At 63.7% G+C, this 15,873-nt stretch carries 19 protein-coding genes; 7 read left to right on the top strand and 12 right to left on the bottom strand.

Annotated elements, in window-relative coordinates; all coding sequences use genetic code 11:
* Nucleotides 1-15: 15 nt before the first annotated feature.
* From gntR to C2I19_RS03430, 4 genes are all read left to right on the top strand, one after another.
* Nucleotides 16-1,035, top strand: coding sequence for an HTH-type transcriptional regulator GntR (gene gntR / locus C2I19_RS03445; protein WP_103901380.1), 1,020 nt, complete (start codon nucleotides 16-18; stop codon nucleotides 1,033-1,035).
* 184 nt (nucleotides 1,036-1,219) lie between these two features.
* The gene (locus tag C2I19_RS03440) at nucleotides 1,220-1,720 is read left to right on the top strand and encodes a gluconokinase (protein WP_103901318.1); all 501 of its coding nucleotides are present in this window, start codon (nucleotides 1,220-1,222) and stop codon (nucleotides 1,718-1,720) included.
* Between the two features lie 31 nt (nucleotides 1,721-1,751).
* On the top strand, nucleotides 1,752-3,059 hold the full coding sequence (locus C2I19_RS03435; RefSeq protein ID WP_103901317.1) for an MFS transporter: 1,308 nt from the start codon (nucleotides 1,752-1,754) through the stop codon (nucleotides 3,057-3,059).
* A gap of 185 nt (nucleotides 3,060-3,244) precedes the next feature.
* Nucleotides 3,245-3,859 (top strand): beta/gamma crystallin domain-containing protein, encoded by a 615-nt coding sequence (locus C2I19_RS03430; protein WP_103901316.1) that lies wholly within the window; start codon nucleotides 3,245-3,247, stop codon nucleotides 3,857-3,859.
* Here C2I19_RS03430 and C2I19_RS03425 read toward each other — a convergent pair.
* From C2I19_RS03425 to C2I19_RS03390, 8 genes are all read right to left on the bottom strand, one after another.
* Nucleotides 3,849-4,505, bottom strand: coding sequence for a nucleotidyltransferase domain-containing protein (locus C2I19_RS03425; RefSeq protein WP_103901315.1), 657 nt, complete (start codon nucleotides 4,503-4,505; stop codon nucleotides 3,849-3,851). The two genes, C2I19_RS03430 and C2I19_RS03425, sit on opposite strands and share 11 nt — an antisense overlap.
* Before the next feature lie 114 nt (nucleotides 4,506-4,619).
* Complete coding sequence (gene nudB / locus C2I19_RS03420; RefSeq protein ID WP_103901314.1) at nucleotides 4,620-5,072, bottom strand: dihydroneopterin triphosphate diphosphatase; 453 nt, start codon at nucleotides 5,070-5,072, stop codon at nucleotides 4,620-4,622.
* On the bottom strand, nucleotides 5,073-5,693 hold the full coding sequence (locus C2I19_RS03415; protein ID WP_103901313.1) for a response regulator transcription factor: 621 nt from the start codon (nucleotides 5,691-5,693) through the stop codon (nucleotides 5,073-5,075).
* A gap of 12 nt (nucleotides 5,694-5,705) precedes the next feature.
* Nucleotides 5,706-6,995, bottom strand: coding sequence for a mechanosensitive ion channel family protein (locus tag C2I19_RS03410; protein ID WP_233201094.1), 1,290 nt, complete (start codon nucleotides 6,993-6,995; stop codon nucleotides 5,706-5,708).
* Nucleotides 6,996-7,049: 54 nt separating this feature from the next.
* Nucleotides 7,050-7,742 (bottom strand): lipoprotein-releasing ABC transporter ATP-binding protein LolD, encoded by a 693-nt coding sequence (gene lolD, locus C2I19_RS03405; protein ID WP_103901312.1) that lies wholly within the window; start codon nucleotides 7,740-7,742, stop codon nucleotides 7,050-7,052.
* On the bottom strand, nucleotides 7,735-8,973 hold the full coding sequence (locus C2I19_RS03400) for a lipoprotein-releasing ABC transporter permease subunit (RefSeq protein ID WP_199181063.1): 1,239 nt from the start codon (nucleotides 8,971-8,973) through the stop codon (nucleotides 7,735-7,737). Before C2I19_RS03400 ends, lolD begins: the two co-directional genes overlap by 8 nt.
* A gap of 2 nt (nucleotides 8,974-8,975) precedes the next feature.
* A complete protein-coding gene (locus C2I19_RS03395; protein WP_103901311.1) occupies nucleotides 8,976-9,206 on the bottom strand; it encodes a hypothetical protein in 231 nt (76 codons plus the stop codon).
* Nucleotides 9,207-9,266: 60 nt separating this feature from the next.
* Nucleotides 9,267-10,010 (bottom strand): C40 family peptidase, encoded by a 744-nt coding sequence (locus C2I19_RS03390; RefSeq protein ID WP_103901310.1) that lies wholly within the window; start codon nucleotides 10,008-10,010, stop codon nucleotides 9,267-9,269.
* An 84-nt stretch (nucleotides 10,011-10,094) separates the two neighbouring features.
* Between C2I19_RS03390 and C2I19_RS03385 the strand changes: the two genes are divergently transcribed.
* Together C2I19_RS03385 and C2I19_RS03380 are read left to right on the top strand one after the other, a co-directional pair.
* Complete coding sequence (locus C2I19_RS03385) at nucleotides 10,095-11,753, top strand: ABC1 kinase family protein (RefSeq protein WP_233201093.1); 1,659 nt, start codon at nucleotides 10,095-10,097, stop codon at nucleotides 11,751-11,753.
* 106 nt (nucleotides 11,754-11,859) lie between these two features.
* Entirely contained in the window at nucleotides 11,860-12,825 is a 966-nt protein-coding gene (locus C2I19_RS03380) for an SPM autocatalytic domain-containing protein (protein ID WP_103901308.1), read from the top strand.
* Here the strand turns inward: C2I19_RS03380 and C2I19_RS03375 are convergent.
* Entirely contained in the window at nucleotides 12,822-13,604 is a 783-nt protein-coding gene (locus tag C2I19_RS03375) for a transporter substrate-binding domain-containing protein (protein ID WP_103901307.1), read from the bottom strand. The two genes, C2I19_RS03380 and C2I19_RS03375, sit on opposite strands and share 4 nt — an antisense overlap.
* Before the next feature lie 148 nt (nucleotides 13,605-13,752).
* Here C2I19_RS03375 and C2I19_RS03370 point away from each other — a divergent pair, with 148 nt between their 5' ends.
* Nucleotides 13,753-14,103 carry a DUF2325 domain-containing protein gene (locus C2I19_RS03370; RefSeq protein ID WP_103901306.1) on the top strand — a complete coding sequence of 117 codons (351 nt, stop codon included), beginning with the start codon at nucleotides 13,753-13,755 and terminating at the stop codon, nucleotides 14,101-14,103.
* A 46-nt stretch (nucleotides 14,104-14,149) separates the two neighbouring features.
* Here the strand turns inward: C2I19_RS03370 and C2I19_RS03365 are convergent, their stop codons facing one another.
* The 3 genes from C2I19_RS03365 to C2I19_RS03355 form a co-directional block, all read right to left on the bottom strand.
* Nucleotides 14,150-15,055, bottom strand: coding sequence for a hypothetical protein (locus tag C2I19_RS03365; protein WP_103901305.1), 906 nt, complete (start codon nucleotides 15,053-15,055; stop codon nucleotides 14,150-14,152).
* Nucleotides 15,056-15,132: 77 nt separating this feature from the next.
* Nucleotides 15,133-15,315, bottom strand: coding sequence for a zf-HC2 domain-containing protein (locus C2I19_RS03360; RefSeq protein WP_103901304.1), 183 nt, complete (start codon nucleotides 15,313-15,315; stop codon nucleotides 15,133-15,135).
* The gene (locus C2I19_RS03355) at nucleotides 15,312-15,872 is read right to left on the bottom strand and encodes a sigma-70 family RNA polymerase sigma factor (protein WP_103901377.1); all 561 of its coding nucleotides are present in this window, start codon (nucleotides 15,870-15,872) and stop codon (nucleotides 15,312-15,314) included. The genes C2I19_RS03360 and C2I19_RS03355 overlap by 4 nt, the downstream gene beginning before the upstream one ends.
* Between the last annotated feature and the right edge of the window lies 1 nt (nucleotide 15,873).

Below are 15,873 nucleotides of genomic sequence, written 5' to 3'. Positions count from 1 at the left end.
TTTCTCCAAACCGATATGTCCAGAAAACCGCGCATCCGCTCCGGCAGCGGCGTCACCATGCATGACGTGGCCAAGGCCGCCGGCGTCAGCGCCATCACGGTGTCGCGCGCGCTGAACCAACCGCAGCAGGTTTCGCCGCATCTGCGCGACAAAGTGCAGCAAGCGGTGGACGCGCTGGGCTATGTGCCCAGCCGCTCGGCCAGCGCGCTGGCCTCGGCGCGTTCGCGCACCGTGCTGGTGCTGATACCATCTCTGGGCAATACCGTATTTCTGGACACGCTGGCCGGCATCGAATCCATCCTGGCCCCTGCCGGCTACCAAATGCTGATAGGCAACAGCCATTACGACGCGGAACAGGAATTGCAGCTGCTGCGCGCCTACCTGCAGCACCGGCCGGACGGTCTGCTGCTGACCGGCCTGAGTCATGCCGCACCCTTCGACGCGCTGCTGCGCCAGCACGCGCTGCCGGCCGTCTACATGATGGACCTGGCCGATGACGGCCGCTGCTGCGTGGGCTTCTCGCAAGAGGAGGCTGGCGCCGCCATCACCCGCCACCTGCTGTCGCGCGGCAAGCGCCGCATCGGCTTTCTGGGCGCCCAGCTCGACGAGCGGGTGCTGAAGCGGCTGGCCGGTTACCGCGCGACGTTAGCCGAAGCTGGCCTGCATGACCCCAGCCTGGAATGGCTCGACCCATCCCCTTCCAGCATGCAGATGGGCGCGGACATGCTGGATGCGGCCTTGCGGGCGCGGCCGGACTGCGACGCGCTGTTCTGCTGCAACGACGACCTGGCCATAGGCGCGCTGGCGCGCTGCCAGCAGCTCGGCGTCGCCGTGCCGCAGCGGCTGGCGGTGGCCGGCTTCAACGATCTGCAGCCCGCAACCTGGTGCATCCCCTCCCTCACCACAGTGGCCACGCCCCGGCGCGAAATCGGCGTCCAGGCCGCCCGCGCCCTGCTGAACATGATGGACGGCGGTATGCCGGACGCGCCGCGCGTCGATCTCGGCTTCGAGCTGATGCTGCGCCGCAGCAGCTAAAATCCTGCCGCGGCATGCCTCGCTCGCCGCTCGTCACCCTGTTGCGCGGCGACTACATGGCCGCGCGCGGCCAGCCCAAACTTGATCCCACTGCTTGTTGTTCAACTTTTGTTAGCGCTAACATAAACAGCACTCGGCCGATTCCGCTTCGGCCTTTTCCTGACCATTAATTGTTAGCGCTAACATGAATACCCGAAACATCGTCGTAATGGGCGTGGCCGGCTGCGGCAAAAGCAGCGTAGGCAAAATGCTGGCCGAAGCCTTGGGCGCCAGCTTCATCGAGGGCGACAGCTTCCACCCCCAGGAAAATATCGAGCGCATGCGCGCCGGCATTCCGCTGGACGACGCCAGCCGCGCCGGCTGGCTGGCGGCGCTGGCCGAACAGTTGAGCGCCGCCCGGACCTCAGGCCATGCCACGGTGCTGGCCTGCTCCGCCTTGAAGCGCCGCTACCGCGACGCGCTGCGCGGCGGCGATCCGGAGCTGCGCTTCGTCCACCTGCAAGGCGAGGCGGAACTGATCGCGGCCCGCATGCGCGAGCGCAGCGGCCATTTCATGCCGGAAAGCCTGCTGGCCAGCCAGTTCGCCGATCTGGAGCCGCCTGAAATGGACGAGCGGGCCATCGCGGTGGACATCGGCGCGCCGCCGCCCGCCATGCTGCGCTGCATCCTGTCCACGCTTGATTGAAAGACCCCAACGCAGGAAAGAGGAGAATAATATGCATGCCCCGTCCCAACATCAATTCAAGGTTCCAGCCCGGCGCTGGCGCATAGGCTGGCTGCTCGGCGTCGGCATCCTGGTCAATTACTTCGATCGCATCAGCCTGTCCGTGGCCGCGCCGCAGCTGCAACATGAGTTCGGCCTCAGCAACGGCGAACTGGGACTGCTGTTCAGCGCCTTCTTCTGGAGCTACGCGCTGCTGCAGATCCCCACCGGCGTGATCCTGGACCGCTTCGGCGCCACCCGCATCGGCCGGATCGGCGCGATGTTGTGGGGCGTGGCCGCCACGCTCACCGCCTGCGCCGGCGGCTTTGCCGGCATTTTCGCCGCCCGCGTCTTGCTGGGCATCGCCGAGGCTCCAGGCTTTCCGGTCAGCTCCAAAGCCACCGGCTACTGGTTCCCGCGCCGCGAGCGGGCCATGGCCACCGCCATCTTCGACGCCGCCGCCAAGTTCTCCAATGTGATAGGCGTGCCCTTGATCGCGCTGGCCGTGGTGCATCTGGGCTGGCGCTGGGGCTTTGGCATCTCCGCCATCCTTAGCGTGCTGTACTTCGCCGCCTTCTATCTGATCTACCGCGACCCCAGCGCCGACAAGAAACTCAGCGAAACCGAGCGCCAGTACATCGCTCAGGGCGGCGCGACGCAGGAAGGCGTCAGCCAGCAGGGCTCGCTGGCCACGCTGGGCTACCTGCTGCGCCAGCGCAAGGTGTGGGGGCTGTCCATAGGCTTCGCCGCCTATGGCTATGTGTTCTACCTATTCCTGACCTGGCTGCCCGGCTATCTGGTGCAAGCCATGCACATGGACATCTTGAAGTCCGCGTGGTTTTCAACGATACCTTGGCTATTCGCCACCGCGGCCGACCTATTCGTCGGCGGCTGGCTGATAGACAAGCTGATCTCGCGCGGCCATGACGAAACCCGCGTGCGCAAGGGCGTGCTGCTGTCCGGCATGGCCATGGGCATGGCGGTGTTCGGCGCGACAACGACAAGCGACCCCTATATCGCCATCATCTGGATCACCATTGCCTTGAGCGGCTTGGCCGCGGCCGCGCCGGTAGGTTGGTCCCTGCCCTCGCTGATCGCGCCGCGCGGCGGCACCGGCACCGTGGGCGGCATCATGAACTTCGCCAACAATATGATGGGCGCGGTAGCACCTATCGTCACCGGCTTCATCGTCGGCGCCACCCACTCCTTCGCCAACGCCTTCCTGGTGGCCGGCTGCATGCTGGTGATCGGCATCCTGGCCTTTGTTTTCCTGCTTGGCCCTATCGAGCAGCTGCCCGAACCCGGCGTCTCCCCGGATTAAGGCACCCCTCGGCCCCGGCGCAAGCCGGGGCTTTCCCGCCTCACCCATAACCATGCATAAAATATGGCTATTTCAAGCCCGCGCCCTCTGGCCACATGGCCTGTTGCCGTCCTTATGGCCTGCCGGCATGCTGCGTCCTGCAGTCTAAGCCCGATTTCCCCATCCTCTAGACCAAGGAGCACGGCATGGCGCTGTTACCGGACCAAATCGCTTTCTTCCGCACCACCGACCTGCAAGGCGAGCCCGAGCATTACAAAGTTGGCGATGACATCACCTTGCATGGCGAACTCAATGATAAATACAAATCTCTGGAAGTCGGCGAAACCGCCAAGGTGATTTGCTACCAACACATCAACGGCAGCGGCCTGTCTCATGAATATCAGCCCGGCCGCCATCAGAACATAGACGCGCAGATCAGCGGGCTATCCAAGTTCCAGGTGCTGGCGCTGGACACCGCCTTCGCCGTGGGGCTGAAGCTGCACGACAAGACCGGCGGCGCGCCGGGCGATTACAAAATGGTCTTCGTCGCTGCCGACATCGGCACCGTAGAGGTGCCGTCCGGCCTGGAGCATTATTCTTTCCTGCCATCCAGCTCCAGCACCAATGAAACCACCTGCGCCATCTATGTATTCGACCGCGGCGGCAACCCGGTGGCCTCCGGCGCGGTATTCTTCCGCTGGGATCCGCACAGCCACGAAATCCACATCACCACTCACCCCGAGACCTTCCCGACCAATATGTCCTATAACCGCGATGATCAGACTCGCGTAAGCTTCTTCCTGGACAGCGTCAAGAAGTAAGGTTGTTGTCCGCGTGGCCGGTCAACGGGCCAGCCACGCGCACCACCAGCGCCTCAATCGCGGCCAGCTCCGCCCCTGGCCGCAAAGCCTTGTCGAATGCCAGTCCACTCAGTTCGTCATGCGTCTTCAGCCAGCGCAGGGCTTTTTTCGGCCCCTCGTACCACAGTCCGCGCAATTCGAAATAATCCTCCAACAAGGCCGTCAGCAGCCAGACGCGTCGGTAATTTCCCTCGACATCGCCGCGCGCGATGCGCGCCGCCATCTTGTGCGCCCAATCTCGGCGCGCCTGCAACTCGTCCGCGGGCAAACGCCGCGGACCGGCGGCGTAAATAGCGTCCAGCTCAGCCAGGAAGCGCGTCGCCTCGTCGCCGCGCTGGCGCAAAATGCGCGAGCCGCGCAACTTCAGATGCTCCTCCTCCGGCGCCGCCAAGACGCTGTCGGGGTAGACGAACAAATCCAGATATTCGCCGTCGATGCGGCGAGTGTCCCGCCTCAACTGAGCCACCTCGCCGAAGGCGGCGATATCGTAATCGCTGCCCTGGTTGGCGCTGCCGTCGGCGCGCGATCCGTACAAGAGAACGGTATGCAAGCGCGCGTCACGCGCCAGCTCGGCCAGAATGCGGTCCAATGCGTCGGTTTGAGCCAAGATGGTCCTCCTTGGCATGAAATTCAAATAGCATATCACAGCCCAGGAGTCCCCGCGCCAGACACGAAAAAACCCGCCGAAGCGGGCTTGGATCATCGGGCAGGCAGGCTTGTCTCAAGCGGTTTTCAGGCCCAACCGCTCCGGCAACAAGCGCAGCGCCTCGGCGTTGGACGGCGAGAATACCAGCGCGGCCGCCTCTTCCCAGGGCAACCAGCGGTAAGCCAGGTGCTCGCGCGGCGCCAGCGTCACTTCGCAAGGCTCGGGCAGCAGCAGGCCGAACACATGCTCGTCGTTATGCGTCACGCCTTCCGGGTAGCGGTGGCGCCAGTGCTCGTAAATCTCGTAATGATTGACCCGATGCCAATCGCTGAGCTCGAAACGCGAAGCGTCCAGGCCCGTTTCCTCGGCCAGCTCGCGCCGCGCCGTGTCCAGCAGGTCCTCGCCGCCCTCGCGGCTGCCGGTCACCGACTGCCAGTAGCCGGGCTTGTCCGCCCGCTCCAGCAACAAGGCCTGGCCGTCTTGGGTATGTATCACCACCAGCACCGATACCGGTTGCTTGCTGCCCATCTAAATCTTGCCTCCCTGCGCGCCCGGCGCCGCCAGCATGCCAGCCAGCTCCACCGCGGACTTAACGCCCATTTTCTCGAATACCCGCGAGCGGTGGACCTCCACCGTCTTCATGCTGATGCACAGCTCTTCGGCGATCTGCTTGTTCAGCTTGCCAACCAGAATCAGCTGCATCACCTCGCGCTCGCGCTCTGTCAGCAGCGCCAGCGCCGCCGCCACCTTCAGCTGGTAGCCGTGAAGCTGGCGGTTTTGCTCGTCCCGCGCCACCGCCGCCGCCGCGCGCTCCAACAGGTGCACATCGTCGAACGGTTTCTCGATGAAGTCGAGCGCGCCCAGCTTCAATGCCGCCACCGCATGCGGCACATCGCCGTGCGCAGTCAGCATGATGACCGGCGGACAGTAGGGCCAGCCGGCCAGCTTTTCCAGCACCACGATGCCGCTGACGCCGGATAGCCTCAGGTCCAAAATGATGCCATTGTACTCAAAGCCGCTATCCGCGGCCAGGAATGCCTCGCCGCTGTCGAAGCCGTCGGTCTGATAGCCCTGGCCATCCAGCAGCCACAGCAGCGATTGCCGCACGGCCTCGTCGTCGTCGATGATGGCCAGACGCTTTGCGCTCATGATGTCTCCGTATCAGCCCAGGGCCGGCTTGTCGCCGACGATGCGCACTTCCCGCTGCGGGAAGGGAATTTCGATATTATGCTGCTTGAACAAACGCCAGATAGCTAGATTGATATCCGACTTCAGGCCCAGAAAACCGTTTTCCGGGTCCTGCACCCAGAAGCCCAGCTCCATATTGATGCCGCTATCGGCGAACAAGGTCACAAAGGCGTTCGGCGCCGGCTGCGCCTGCACTCGCGGGTGCGCCGCGGCCTGCTTGAGCAGAGAGATGGCCAGATCCAGATCGGTGCCGTAAGCCACTTGCACCGGCACGCTGGTCCACAGGCTCTTTTCCGAATAAGACTGGTTGACCACCGTATTAGACACCAGCAGGTCGTTCGGAATCAGCGCCTCGCTGCCGTCCCCGCCGCGCAGCACCACATAGCGCGAAGTCATGCGGGTGACGTTGCCCACCCGGTCGCCCACCATCAGGCGGTCGCCGATGCGGATGGAGCGATCCAGCAGGATGACGAAGCCGGACAGGAAATTCCGGGCGATGTTCTGCAGGCTCAAGCCCAAGCCGATGGTGAAACCGCCGCCCAACGCCGCCAGCACGGTCAGATCAATTCCCACCACCGGCAGCGCCACCATTACCGCGACCACCACCAGGATGATGCGCGTCAGCTTGGCGAATACGATGCGCAGATTGGAATCGAGGTGCTTCAGCTTCATGATGCGCGCCTCGATCAGCCGGCTGGCCCACAAGGCCACCACCACGATGATCGTCACCCACAACAAGCCGTTGAGGATGGTCAGCATGTCCAGCTTGGTCTTGCCTATGCTGAAGGTCATGGACTCCAGCCAGTCCGTCATCGCCACGTCGAAGCCTATTGTCCAGCTGACAAAGCCCAGCCACAGCGCGGTAGCCAGCAAGTGCTCGGAATGACGCTCGAAACGGCCATGCGGAAAGGCCTGCCTCACCACAGCGGTGCACAGGCGGATCACCGCCAGCCAGAACAGCATGGCGCTGAAAATATGCAGCACCAGCATGGGCGCGTGCTCCAGCCGGCCCCAGGCCAGGCTGGCCGCGATCACCAATAGCTGGGCCGTCAACGGCAGCACCAGGCGGAAGCCCATATACGGCAGGAACTGTTCGTAACGCTCCGGATTGTGCGTGAACCAACGGCGATACAGATTGCGGGCGATGGCGATGGCCAGCAAGACGCAGACCGCCCCTATGCCAAGCTCGATCAGGCCATTCGGCGTCTGCAGCGCGTCAAGCAGCGCGAAAAAATCCATTTCCTTGCGGATAAACAACAGCAATGTCCGACTCCTTGTCAAAACGGCGAACGGGCCGATTGCTCGGCCCGTTCTGGATCAGGCGGAAACCGCATCAGACCGCGCCAGCCGGCCTTCGTTCAATCGCAGCACGCGCTGAGTCCTCCCCGCGAGATCCAGGTCATGGGTGACGATGATCAGGCTGGTCCCCAGCGTGCGGTTCAGCTCCAGCATCAGCTCGAACACCTGGCGCGCGGTATTGGCGTCCAGATTGCCGGTGGGCTCGTCCGCCAACAGGCAGGCTGGCTGCGTGACCAGCGCGCGGGCGATGGCTGCGCGCTGGCGCTCCCCGCCGGACAGTTCGCCCGGCTTGTGCTCCAGCCGCTTGCCCAGGCCCACTTTGTCCAGCATGTCCGCGGCGCGGCGCGCCGCCTCAGCCTTGTCCATGCGCCGGATCAAGAGCGGCATCATGACGTTCTCCAGCGCGGAGAATTCGGGCAGCAGATGGTGAAACTGGTAGACAAAGCCCATGGACTCGTTGCGCAGGCGGCCGCGCTCGGCTTCGGACAGCGTGGACAGGTCGCGCCCCAGCACTTCCACCGAGCCGGAAGTCGGCGAGTCCAGCCCGCCCAGCAGATGCAGCAGCGTGCTCTTGCCGGAGCCGGAGGCGCCGACGATGGCCAGATGCTCGCCCTTGTTCACTTCCAGATCGATGCCGGACAACACGTCCAGGCCCAGTTTGCCTTCCTGGTAGCGCTTGCCCAGGCCGCGGCAGCTCAATACCTTACTCATAGCGCAAAGCCTCCGCCGGCTGCGTGCGCGCGGCGCGCCAGCTCGGATACAGCGTGGCGAACAGCGCCAGCAGCAGGGAAATGATGGTGATGGTGGAGACGTCGCCCCACTGCACGTCGGACGGCAGGTAGTCGATCATGTAGACGTCGCTGGACAGAATCTTGCTGCCGATGATGCGCTCTATCACCGGCACGATCACGTCCAGATTCAGCGCGATGATCACGCCGCTGACCGCGCCGGCCAGCGTGCCCAGTACGCCGGCCACCGCGCCCTGGATCACGAAGATTTTCATGATGCTGCCAGGCGAGGCGCCCAAGGTTCGCAGGATGGCGATGTCGGCCTGTTTGTCCGTCACCACCATCACCAGCGTGGATACCAGGTTGAACGCCGCCACGGCGACGATCAGCGTCAGGATGATGGTCATCATCCGCTTTTCGATCTGCACCGCGCGGAAGTAGTTGGCGTTGGTGTCGGTCCAGTCCGTCACCATCAGTTGCGGCAGCTGCGGCCGCAGCGTTTCCTTCAACTGCGGCGCCAAGAGCGGATCATCCAGCTTCAGCCGCACGCCGCTGACCGCGTCGCCCATGCGTTCCATCACCTGGGCGTCGCGCAGATTGACCATGGCCAGCGAGGCGTCGAATTCATACATGTCCACCTTGAAGATGCCTACCACGGTGAACTGCTTGGTGCGCGGAATCATGCCGGCCGGCGTGATATTGCCCTGCGGCGTCATCAACGTCACCTTGTCGCCGACGCCGACGCCCAACTGCCGCGCCAGCTCCACGCCCAGCGCCATGCCGAAGCTGCCAGGTTTGAGGTCTTCCAGCTTGCCTGCCTTCATATGGCGGCCCACGTCCACCACCTGGTTTTCCAGCTTGGGCTCGATGCCGCGCAACATCCCGCCGCGCACATTGCCGTAGGCCACGAACAGACCCTGGCTGGACACAAAGGGCGCGGCGGCCTGCACATGCGGCTGCTTGGCCAGCATGGCCTGCGCGCCCTGCCAATTGGGCAGCCGGCCGTCGTAGCCGCTGACTTCCAGGTGAGACGCCACGCTGAGAATGCGGCCGCGGATTTCCTTCTGGAAGCCGTTCATCACCGACAGCACGATGATCAGCGCAGCCACGCCCAAGCCGATGCCGACGATGGAAATCAGAGAGATGAAGGAAATGAATCCGTTGCGGCGCTTGGCGCGCAGATAGCGCAGCCCGATAAAGGCTTCGAATGGCATGCTCAGTCTTCTCGCTCGGAACGGTAGGGGTTTTCCAGGCCGCGCATCATCGCCACCATGAAGTCGCGCACCTGCTGCTCGTCGCAGCCCATCAGCACGGCGTCCTCGAAGGCGTCTTGCGCCATCTGGGCGATCTCTTCCAGGTTCTCGCGCATCACCTTCAGCTTTTCGACGCAAGCGACAACGTTGCCGTCCGGGTCTTTCCAGACCGGTATCTCAATCTTTAATGTCATTTTCCATTCCTGAAAACACGATGCCCGCAAGCTGCGGGCATCGTCGCTCGGCTAGGCCGATCAGTGCCGGTGTTTCTTTTTCACGCCCGACTTCGCCGCGCGCGAAGCCTTGGCGGCTTTCTTGCCGCGCGCCGGTTCGGCGGCGGCCTTGCATTTCTTTTGTCCCTTGCGGCATTTGGCTGCCGGTTCGGATTTCTTGCCTCCGCCCTTCACGCTGACATCCGCGGAGGTATCGGCCGGCAGGTAGGCCGTGCTGCGATTGACGCGGCGCGCGCCATTGTAGCGCCCTGTCCAGTAGCTCTGCGACAGGTTGGACACCTCGATGTTCTTGCCCGTTCGCGGCGCATGGATGAATTTATTGTTGCCCATGTAGATTCCGACATGGGAATAGCTGAAGCCGCGCGTGTTGAAGAACACCAGATCGCCCGGCATCAGCTCGCCGCGCCCCACCGCCTTGCCGATGCGCGCCATTTCGGCGGCCGTGCGCGGCAGGTTCACCCGCAGCGATTTCTGAAACACGTAGCGGATGAAGCCGCTGCAGTCCAGACCGTCGTCGGGGGTGTTGCCGCCGAAGCGGTAGGCGACGCCCAATAAACTCATCGCTTGCAAAAGCAAGTCGCCCACCGCATCCTCTTGCGGAGCGGCGTACTTGGAGATGGGATCTTCCGGTTTGTCCGACGCGCTGTCCGCGGCGGCCTTCCCCTCGGCCGGGGCCTTGTCCGGCATGGCCTTGTCTGGCGCGGCCTGGGCGAAAACCATGAAGCCCGCCAGCGCCAGCGCTGATAAGCGGAGTTGCAATTTCATAGGCCGAACTCTATCGGACGGGACCGGTAGTGTAAAGCCAAGCGGAACGGCGAAAAGCACATGATACGGGAAACCTTGATTGCAATGCGGGACTTACCGCGGCTGAGAGAAATCAGCGGAATTTTGATACGCCATGGCCTGGGAGAGTTCGCCCAGCGGCTGAAACTGCCGCGCGCGATGGAAAAGGCCGGCGAATGGCTGAACCTGGCCCTCCCCGACGGCGAAAAGGGACAGCCGACGGCAGTGCGGCTGAGGCTGGCCTGCGAGGAGCTAGGTCCCACCTTCATCAAGCTCGGACAAATTCTGTCCACCCGGGTGGACGTGTTCCCGCCGGACTGGATAGACGAGTTCGAAAAACTGCAGAACCGCGTGCCGCCCTTGCCGCCGGCCGCCGTGGAGCGCCTGGTGCGGGACGCGCTGGGAGACTCGCCCGAGGCGCTGTTCGCCGAATTCGACATGCATCCCATAGGCTCGGCCTCCATTGCCCAGGTGCACCGCGCCCGATTGAAAGACGGCAGCGAAGTGGCAGTCAAGCTGCGCCGCCCCGGCATTGCGGAAAAAGTGGAGGCCGACCTGCGCATCCTGGCCCACCTCGCCCATCTGCTGGAAATCGAATTTCCCGAGCTGCGCCGCTACCAACCGTCCGGCATCGTCGCCCAGTTCTCGCGCTCGCTGCGGCGCGAGCTGGACCTGGCGATAGAAGCGCGCAATATGGAGCGCTTCGGCAAGGACTTCGCCGACGACCCCAGCGTGGAAGTGCCGCGCGTGCACTGGGAGTACACCAAGGCCGCGGTCAATGTGCAAAGCTTCGTCGACGGCATTCCGGCCAGCGACCTGGAACGGCTGGCGGCCAGCGGTCTGGACGCGGTGCTGCTGGCTCAGCGCGGCGCGGACGCGGTGCTGAAGATGATACTGGTCAACGGCTTCTTCCACGCCGACCCGCACCCCGGCAATGTGTTCTTCCTGGCAGATCATCGCATCGCCTTCATCGATTTCGGCATGGTGGGCCGCATCAGCCACCTACGGCGCGACGAGATCGTCGACCTGCTGTCCGCCGTGGCGGAGCACAACGAGCACGGCATCATAGACGTGCTGATAGAGTGGACCGGCAACACGCCGGTGGACATGCAGAAATTCGCCGACGAGGTGGGCGAATTCATGTTCCAGTACGAGCACGTTCCGCTGAAGGGCCTCAACATCAGCCAGTTGATCTCGGACATCATGACGCTGATCCGCAATCACGGCATCGTGCTGCCGCCGGACATGGCCATGCTGTTCAAGGCGCTGATCACGCTGGAAGGGCTAGGGCGGCAGCTAAACCCGGAATTCCAGCTGGTGGCCCACCTGACGCCCTTCGTCAAGGAGCTGATGGTCGCGCGCTACCACCCGGCAGCGCTGCTCAAGCGCGGCCGGCAGTCGCTGTCCGAGGGGCTGGAGATGATCACCGGCCTGCCGCGCGACTTGGCCCGCGTCGGCCGCGACATACGCCACGGCAAGTTCCGCGTCAACCTGGACCTGCAGCGGCTGGACAGCTTCGGCAAGCAGCTGGACCGCAGCAGCAACCGGCTGACCATGGGCATCGTCACCGGCTGCCTGATCATAGGCTCGTCCATCGTGATGACGGTGAACGCCGGGCCCAAGCTGTTCGGCCTGCCCTTCTTCGGCTTCTTCGGCTTCATGCTGGCCTTGTTCAACAGCGTCTGGCTGGTCTGGTCGATCTGGCGTTCCGGCAAGGACTTATAAGCGCCGGTTCACGGCTTGGAACCGTTGGCAATACGAGGAATTGCGGCATCAAGTTGCGGCTGGGCGGGCCGATAGCGGGTCATCCCCTCCCCGCCGGACCGCCGCCATGAAAATCGCCGCCGTAACCACCAATCTTGCCAGCAACTTCACCCAGACCCAGACGCTGAGCATTCGCCAAAGTGTCGCCGTGTCGCAAGCCACCCCGCCGAGCAACCCGCCAGAAGACAGCGTGGCGCTAAGCAAGCAAGGCGTGCAGAGCCTGCAATCCTCCCTGCTGCAAGGCGATGCCAGCGGCCTGCTCTCCATGGTCAAGGCCATACTGGAAAAATCCTTCGGCATCCACATCTGGCTGTGGGATGGGCAGCAACAGCCTGCCGCCCCGGCCACGCAGCCCCCTTCTCCGCCCGAGGTCAGCACGCAGCAAAGCGTGGATTACCAACAGAAGCAGCAACTGCAGTTCTCCGCCAACGGCCAGGTGGCCACCCAGGATGGCCAGCAATTCCAGTTTTCCCTTAGCCTGTCCATGCAAAGCCGCTATCAATACCACAGCAGCTCAAGCAGCCAGAGCGGCGGCCAGCCGCACGACCCGCTGATGATCACGCTGGATGGCGAAGCCGGCGCTTTCAGCGGCGCCACCGTAAGCTTCGACCTGCAGAACAATGGCCAGATGAGCGCGCTGCCCTTCCCAGCCGGCGGTGGCTGGCTGACTCTGGACAAGAACGGCGACGGCAAAGTGAACAACGGCAGCGAACTGTTCGGACCGCAATCCGGCAACGGCTTCGCCGATCTGGCGCAGTACGACGCCAACCACGACGGCGCGATCGACGAATCGGACCCTGTCTACGCGCAACTCAGAATCTGGACCGGCCGCGGCGCCGATGGCAACGATCAAACGGAAACGCTGCAGCAGGCGCATATCGGGGCCATTCTGCTGCCCAGCGTCAGCGCGCCGCTGACGATACGGAACGATAGCGGCAGCGCCACGCCGACCGCGCAGATGCAAAGCGCCGGCGTCTATCTGAAAGACGATGGCCAGGCCGGACTGGTCAGCCAGGTCGATGTCTATGGCTAATCCGGCCGATTGACGATATCGGCCTTGAACCACTTGCGCGACAGTTCCAGCAAGGTGCCGTCGCGCTGCAAATGGCCGATGGCTCGGTTGATCTCGGACAGCAGGGCCGGATCGCCCTTGCGCACTGTCACGCAGGCGTCCTCGCGCGCCAGCACATGGCCGGCCGCCACCAGGTCCCCGCTCGTTTTCAACATCAGATTGAACGCCGCCAGCCGGTTGATCACGATCGCGTCCACCTCGCCGCGGCGCAGCCCGTCGTATTTGGTCATATCGTCGTGATACAGATGGATATGCGCCTGCGGCACATTGGCGCGCAGCCATTGCTCGTAATTGGTGCCGGCCCCGACGCCGACATGGGCGCCGCGCATGTCCTCCGCGCCTCGGAAGCGCATCAAGTCCTCCTTGCGCACCACCATCTGCATGCCTGAATAGGTGTAGGGAATGGAGAAATCGAAACGTTGGCGCCGCTCCGGCGTAGCCACCACCTGATTGATCACCGCATCCACCTGGCCGGACGCCAGGCTGTCCAGCATATGGCTCCAGCCTATGGTCTGAAAGCGCGCCTGCACGCCCAGTTGCCGCGTCAGGGCGCGGCCAAAGTCCACCTCGAACCCCTCCAAGCGACCGCGCGTCCATTGGCTGTAAGGTGGAAAGGTTCCCTCCACGCCTATCACCAGCGCGCCGGCTCGCCGAATGCGGGAAAGCGGGTCCGCGCCGGCCGGCAGCTGCGCCAGCAAGATGATCGCGCCCAACACGCGCAGCAGCCAAGCCGTTCTCATGATGCCCCTCCCCGCCGGCACGCGGCGATACGGATTGTGCGATCGATGTTTACACCATAGGTCTTCGCCGCAACGCGATCAAAGTACAGGTTGACGACGCAAATGATAATTATTATCATTCACAAAAATCACCACAGGAGGTCTCACGATGAATGCCATGCTGGTTGGCGCCGATACCCTGGGCAACATCCCCGACGTGCTGCAGAGCTACGGCATCACCATCCACCGCCATTTGAGCGGCCGCAATAGCTCGCACCAGCGCAAAGTAGACCGCCTGCCCGCCGGCACGGAGCTGCTGATCCTGTTCACCGACTTCCTCGGCCACAATGTGATGCGCCACTTCCGCGAACTGGCGGCCGAACAGCAAATCCGCTTCATCGCCTGTCGCCGCTCGGCATGCGCGTTGAAACAGTCGCTGACCGGCGCCGGCATGTGCGAGCAGCCCTGCGCCGCCTGCCCCAGGCGAAACGAGCAGGCTGAGGGCAGACGCAAACGCTGAGGGCAGCCCTTAGCTTCCGATTTTCTCCAGCTCGACCCTTGTAGACTCACAAGCCGGCCAACGCCGGCTTCTTTTTCGCCCGCCGGGCGCAGCCGTCGAACCATGGCCGCAGGCTGGAACCGAACGACGCGGCCAAGGCCTGCGCCGCCTCATAAGCGGCCATGCCGCCCTCGTCCCGCCCCAGGCCAAACATCGCCCGCGCCCTTTCCAGCAGCAGGAAAGCCTGGTCCACCGCCTCCTCGCCGTTGGCGGCGATCAAGCCCAAGCCCTCGTCCGCCGCCGCCAGGCCGGCTGGCCAGCGCTGGAAGCGATTGGCTGTCAGCGCCAGCAGGTATTCGGCGCGCTCGTGGTTCACCCAATTGCCAGCCCTGCCCCAGAAGCTGCGCGCGGCGTTGGCGGCGCGCCAAATCACGGCCCAGCAGACGGCGTTTCCCGTCTCCAGATCCTCTCGCTCCAACAAGGTAGACACGATGTTATTGAACAGCATGGCCAGTGTGGCGTCGTGGCCGCTGGCCGTCCCATCATCCAGCAAGTCCAGCGTCTCAGCCAGAATGGGCAGCAGCGAAGACAGCCGCACGGTGCCGCACAGGCTCTGCAACACGCCCATGCGCACCAGCAAGTGGATTTCGGCGTCCTGCGCGCCCGCACTGCGCCATTGCCGCTCCAGCCGCCAAACCGCCAACGCGTCGCCTGCCAGCGTGGCGGCGACGAAGCAGTGCCGCAGCAGGGTCTGGTTCGCATCCTCGAGCGGCAGCTTGTCCAGCAGGGTCCAGGCGCCGCGCCAATCGCCGCGCTTCTCGCCCAGCATGTGATTGACCAGCCAGGCCAGCTTGGGACGATCAGCCGTCGGCAAGTCCGCCGCTTTGACCAAGCCAGGCAACTGCTCGGCCGCTTCATCCGGCTGCTCGTCGTGGATGCGAATCAGATGCTGCAATAGTTCGGAAGCGGACATGACAAGGGCCTTTCCAGTCAGAAAGGCCCAGTATCGATAATTGAAATGACAATGTCAAAGCATTGACTATCCAAACATCATTCCACCCCTTCGCCGGCGCGCCGCGCGCCGTTCCGCAACAGGGCCAGCTGCTGCGAGAACTGGCGGCAATTGCCGCATAGCAGCAGATGCATGCGCAGTTTCAAATGTTCGGCCGCACTCAACGGCCTGTCCATGCCGGCCGAAATCAGCCGGCTGGCTTCGCGGCAACTCAACCTCATCGCTCGCCCTCCCGGCTCCAGCGCGTGGAAAAACATTCGCGCAGCGTCATCCGCGCGCGATACAGCAATACCGAACAGTTAGTCGCGCTGATCTCAAGATTGTTACAAATCTCGGCAATCTCCATGCCCATCACCTCGCGCATGGCGAACACCATGGCGGTACGGCGCGGCATCACCTTGGAGCATGCCTCGAACACCTCCCAGAACTGCTTCGACACCAATTGCGACTCCGGCCCGCTCCAGGCGCGGACCGGCTCTCGCCAATGGCCATCCTGTGCGAACAGGCCGTCGAAGTCGCCATCGTCGGCCTCGTCCTCCAGCGATTCGAACAGCTTCTCCTTGCCCTTGCGGCGCAGCCCGTCTATCAGCTTGAAACGCAGGATGGACGTGAGCCAGGTGCGCACGGTGGACTTGCCGGAGAAACTGCCTTGCGATTCCAGCGCCGCCAGCAGCGTCTCCTGCACCGCCTCTTCCGCCGCGTCGCGCTCGCGCAGTTGCGCCAGCGCGTAGCGCAGCAAGTAGGGGCGCTCCTGTTCGATCTGTTGCGGGTCTATCATG

This window comes from Chromobacterium alticapitis, assembly GCF_002924365.1.
Lineage (GTDB): Bacteria > Pseudomonadota > Gammaproteobacteria > Burkholderiales > Chromobacteriaceae > Chromobacterium > Chromobacterium alticapitis.
Note: the sequence above shows the minus strand (reverse complement) of the source record. Positions and strands in the feature narration are given on the sequence as shown.

Excerpts from the sequence above, each read along its gene's own strand:
- C2I19_RS03400 (WP_199181063.1), bottom strand. The coding sequence starts at position 8,973 with ATGCCATTCGAAGCCTTTATCGGGCTGCGCTATCTGCGCGCCAAGCGC.
- C2I19_RS03365 (WP_103901305.1), bottom strand. The coding sequence starts at position 15,055 with ATGTCCGCTTCCGAACTATTGCAGCATCTGATTCGCATCCACGACGAG.
- C2I19_RS03355 (WP_103901377.1), bottom strand. The coding sequence starts at position 15,872 with ATGATAGACCCGCAACAGATCGAACAGGAGCGCCCCTACTTGCTGCGC.
- nudB (WP_103901314.1), bottom strand. The coding sequence starts at position 5,072 with ATGGGCAGCAAGCAACCGGTATCGGTGCTGGTGGTGATACATACCCAA.
- C2I19_RS03380 (WP_103901308.1), top strand. The coding sequence starts at position 11,860 with ATGAAAATCGCCGCCGTAACCACCAATCTTGCCAGCAACTTCACCCAG.
- C2I19_RS03395 (WP_103901311.1), bottom strand. The coding sequence starts at position 9,206 with ATGACATTAAAGATTGAGATACCGGTCTGGAAAGACCCGGACGGCAAC.
- C2I19_RS03415 (WP_103901313.1), bottom strand. The coding sequence starts at position 5,693 with ATGAGCGCAAAGCGTCTGGCCATCATCGACGACGACGAGGCCGTGCGG.
- C2I19_RS03360 (WP_103901304.1), bottom strand. The coding sequence starts at position 15,315 with ATGAGGTTGAGTTGCCGCGAAGCCAGCCGGCTGATTTCGGCCGGCATG.
- C2I19_RS03375 (WP_103901307.1), bottom strand. The coding sequence starts at position 13,604 with ATGAGAACGGCTTGGCTGCTGCGCGTGTTGGGCGCGATCATCTTGCTG.
- lolD (WP_103901312.1), bottom strand. The coding sequence starts at position 7,742 with ATGAGTAAGGTATTGAGCTGCCGCGGCCTGGGCAAGCGCTACCAGGAA.
- C2I19_RS03370 (WP_103901306.1), top strand. The coding sequence starts at position 13,753 with ATGAATGCCATGCTGGTTGGCGCCGATACCCTGGGCAACATCCCCGAC.
- C2I19_RS03435 (WP_103901317.1), top strand. The coding sequence starts at position 1,752 with ATGCATGCCCCGTCCCAACATCAATTCAAGGTTCCAGCCCGGCGCTGG.
- gntR (WP_103901380.1), top strand. The coding sequence starts at position 16 with ATGTCCAGAAAACCGCGCATCCGCTCCGGCAGCGGCGTCACCATGCAT.
- C2I19_RS03390 (WP_103901310.1), bottom strand. The coding sequence starts at position 10,010 with ATGAAATTGCAACTCCGCTTATCAGCGCTGGCGCTGGCGGGCTTCATG.
- C2I19_RS03430 (WP_103901316.1), top strand. The coding sequence starts at position 3,245 with ATGGCGCTGTTACCGGACCAAATCGCTTTCTTCCGCACCACCGACCTG.
- C2I19_RS03440 (WP_103901318.1), top strand. The coding sequence starts at position 1,220 with ATGAATACCCGAAACATCGTCGTAATGGGCGTGGCCGGCTGCGGCAAA.
- C2I19_RS03385 (WP_233201093.1), top strand. The coding sequence starts at position 10,095 with ATGCGGGACTTACCGCGGCTGAGAGAAATCAGCGGAATTTTGATACGC.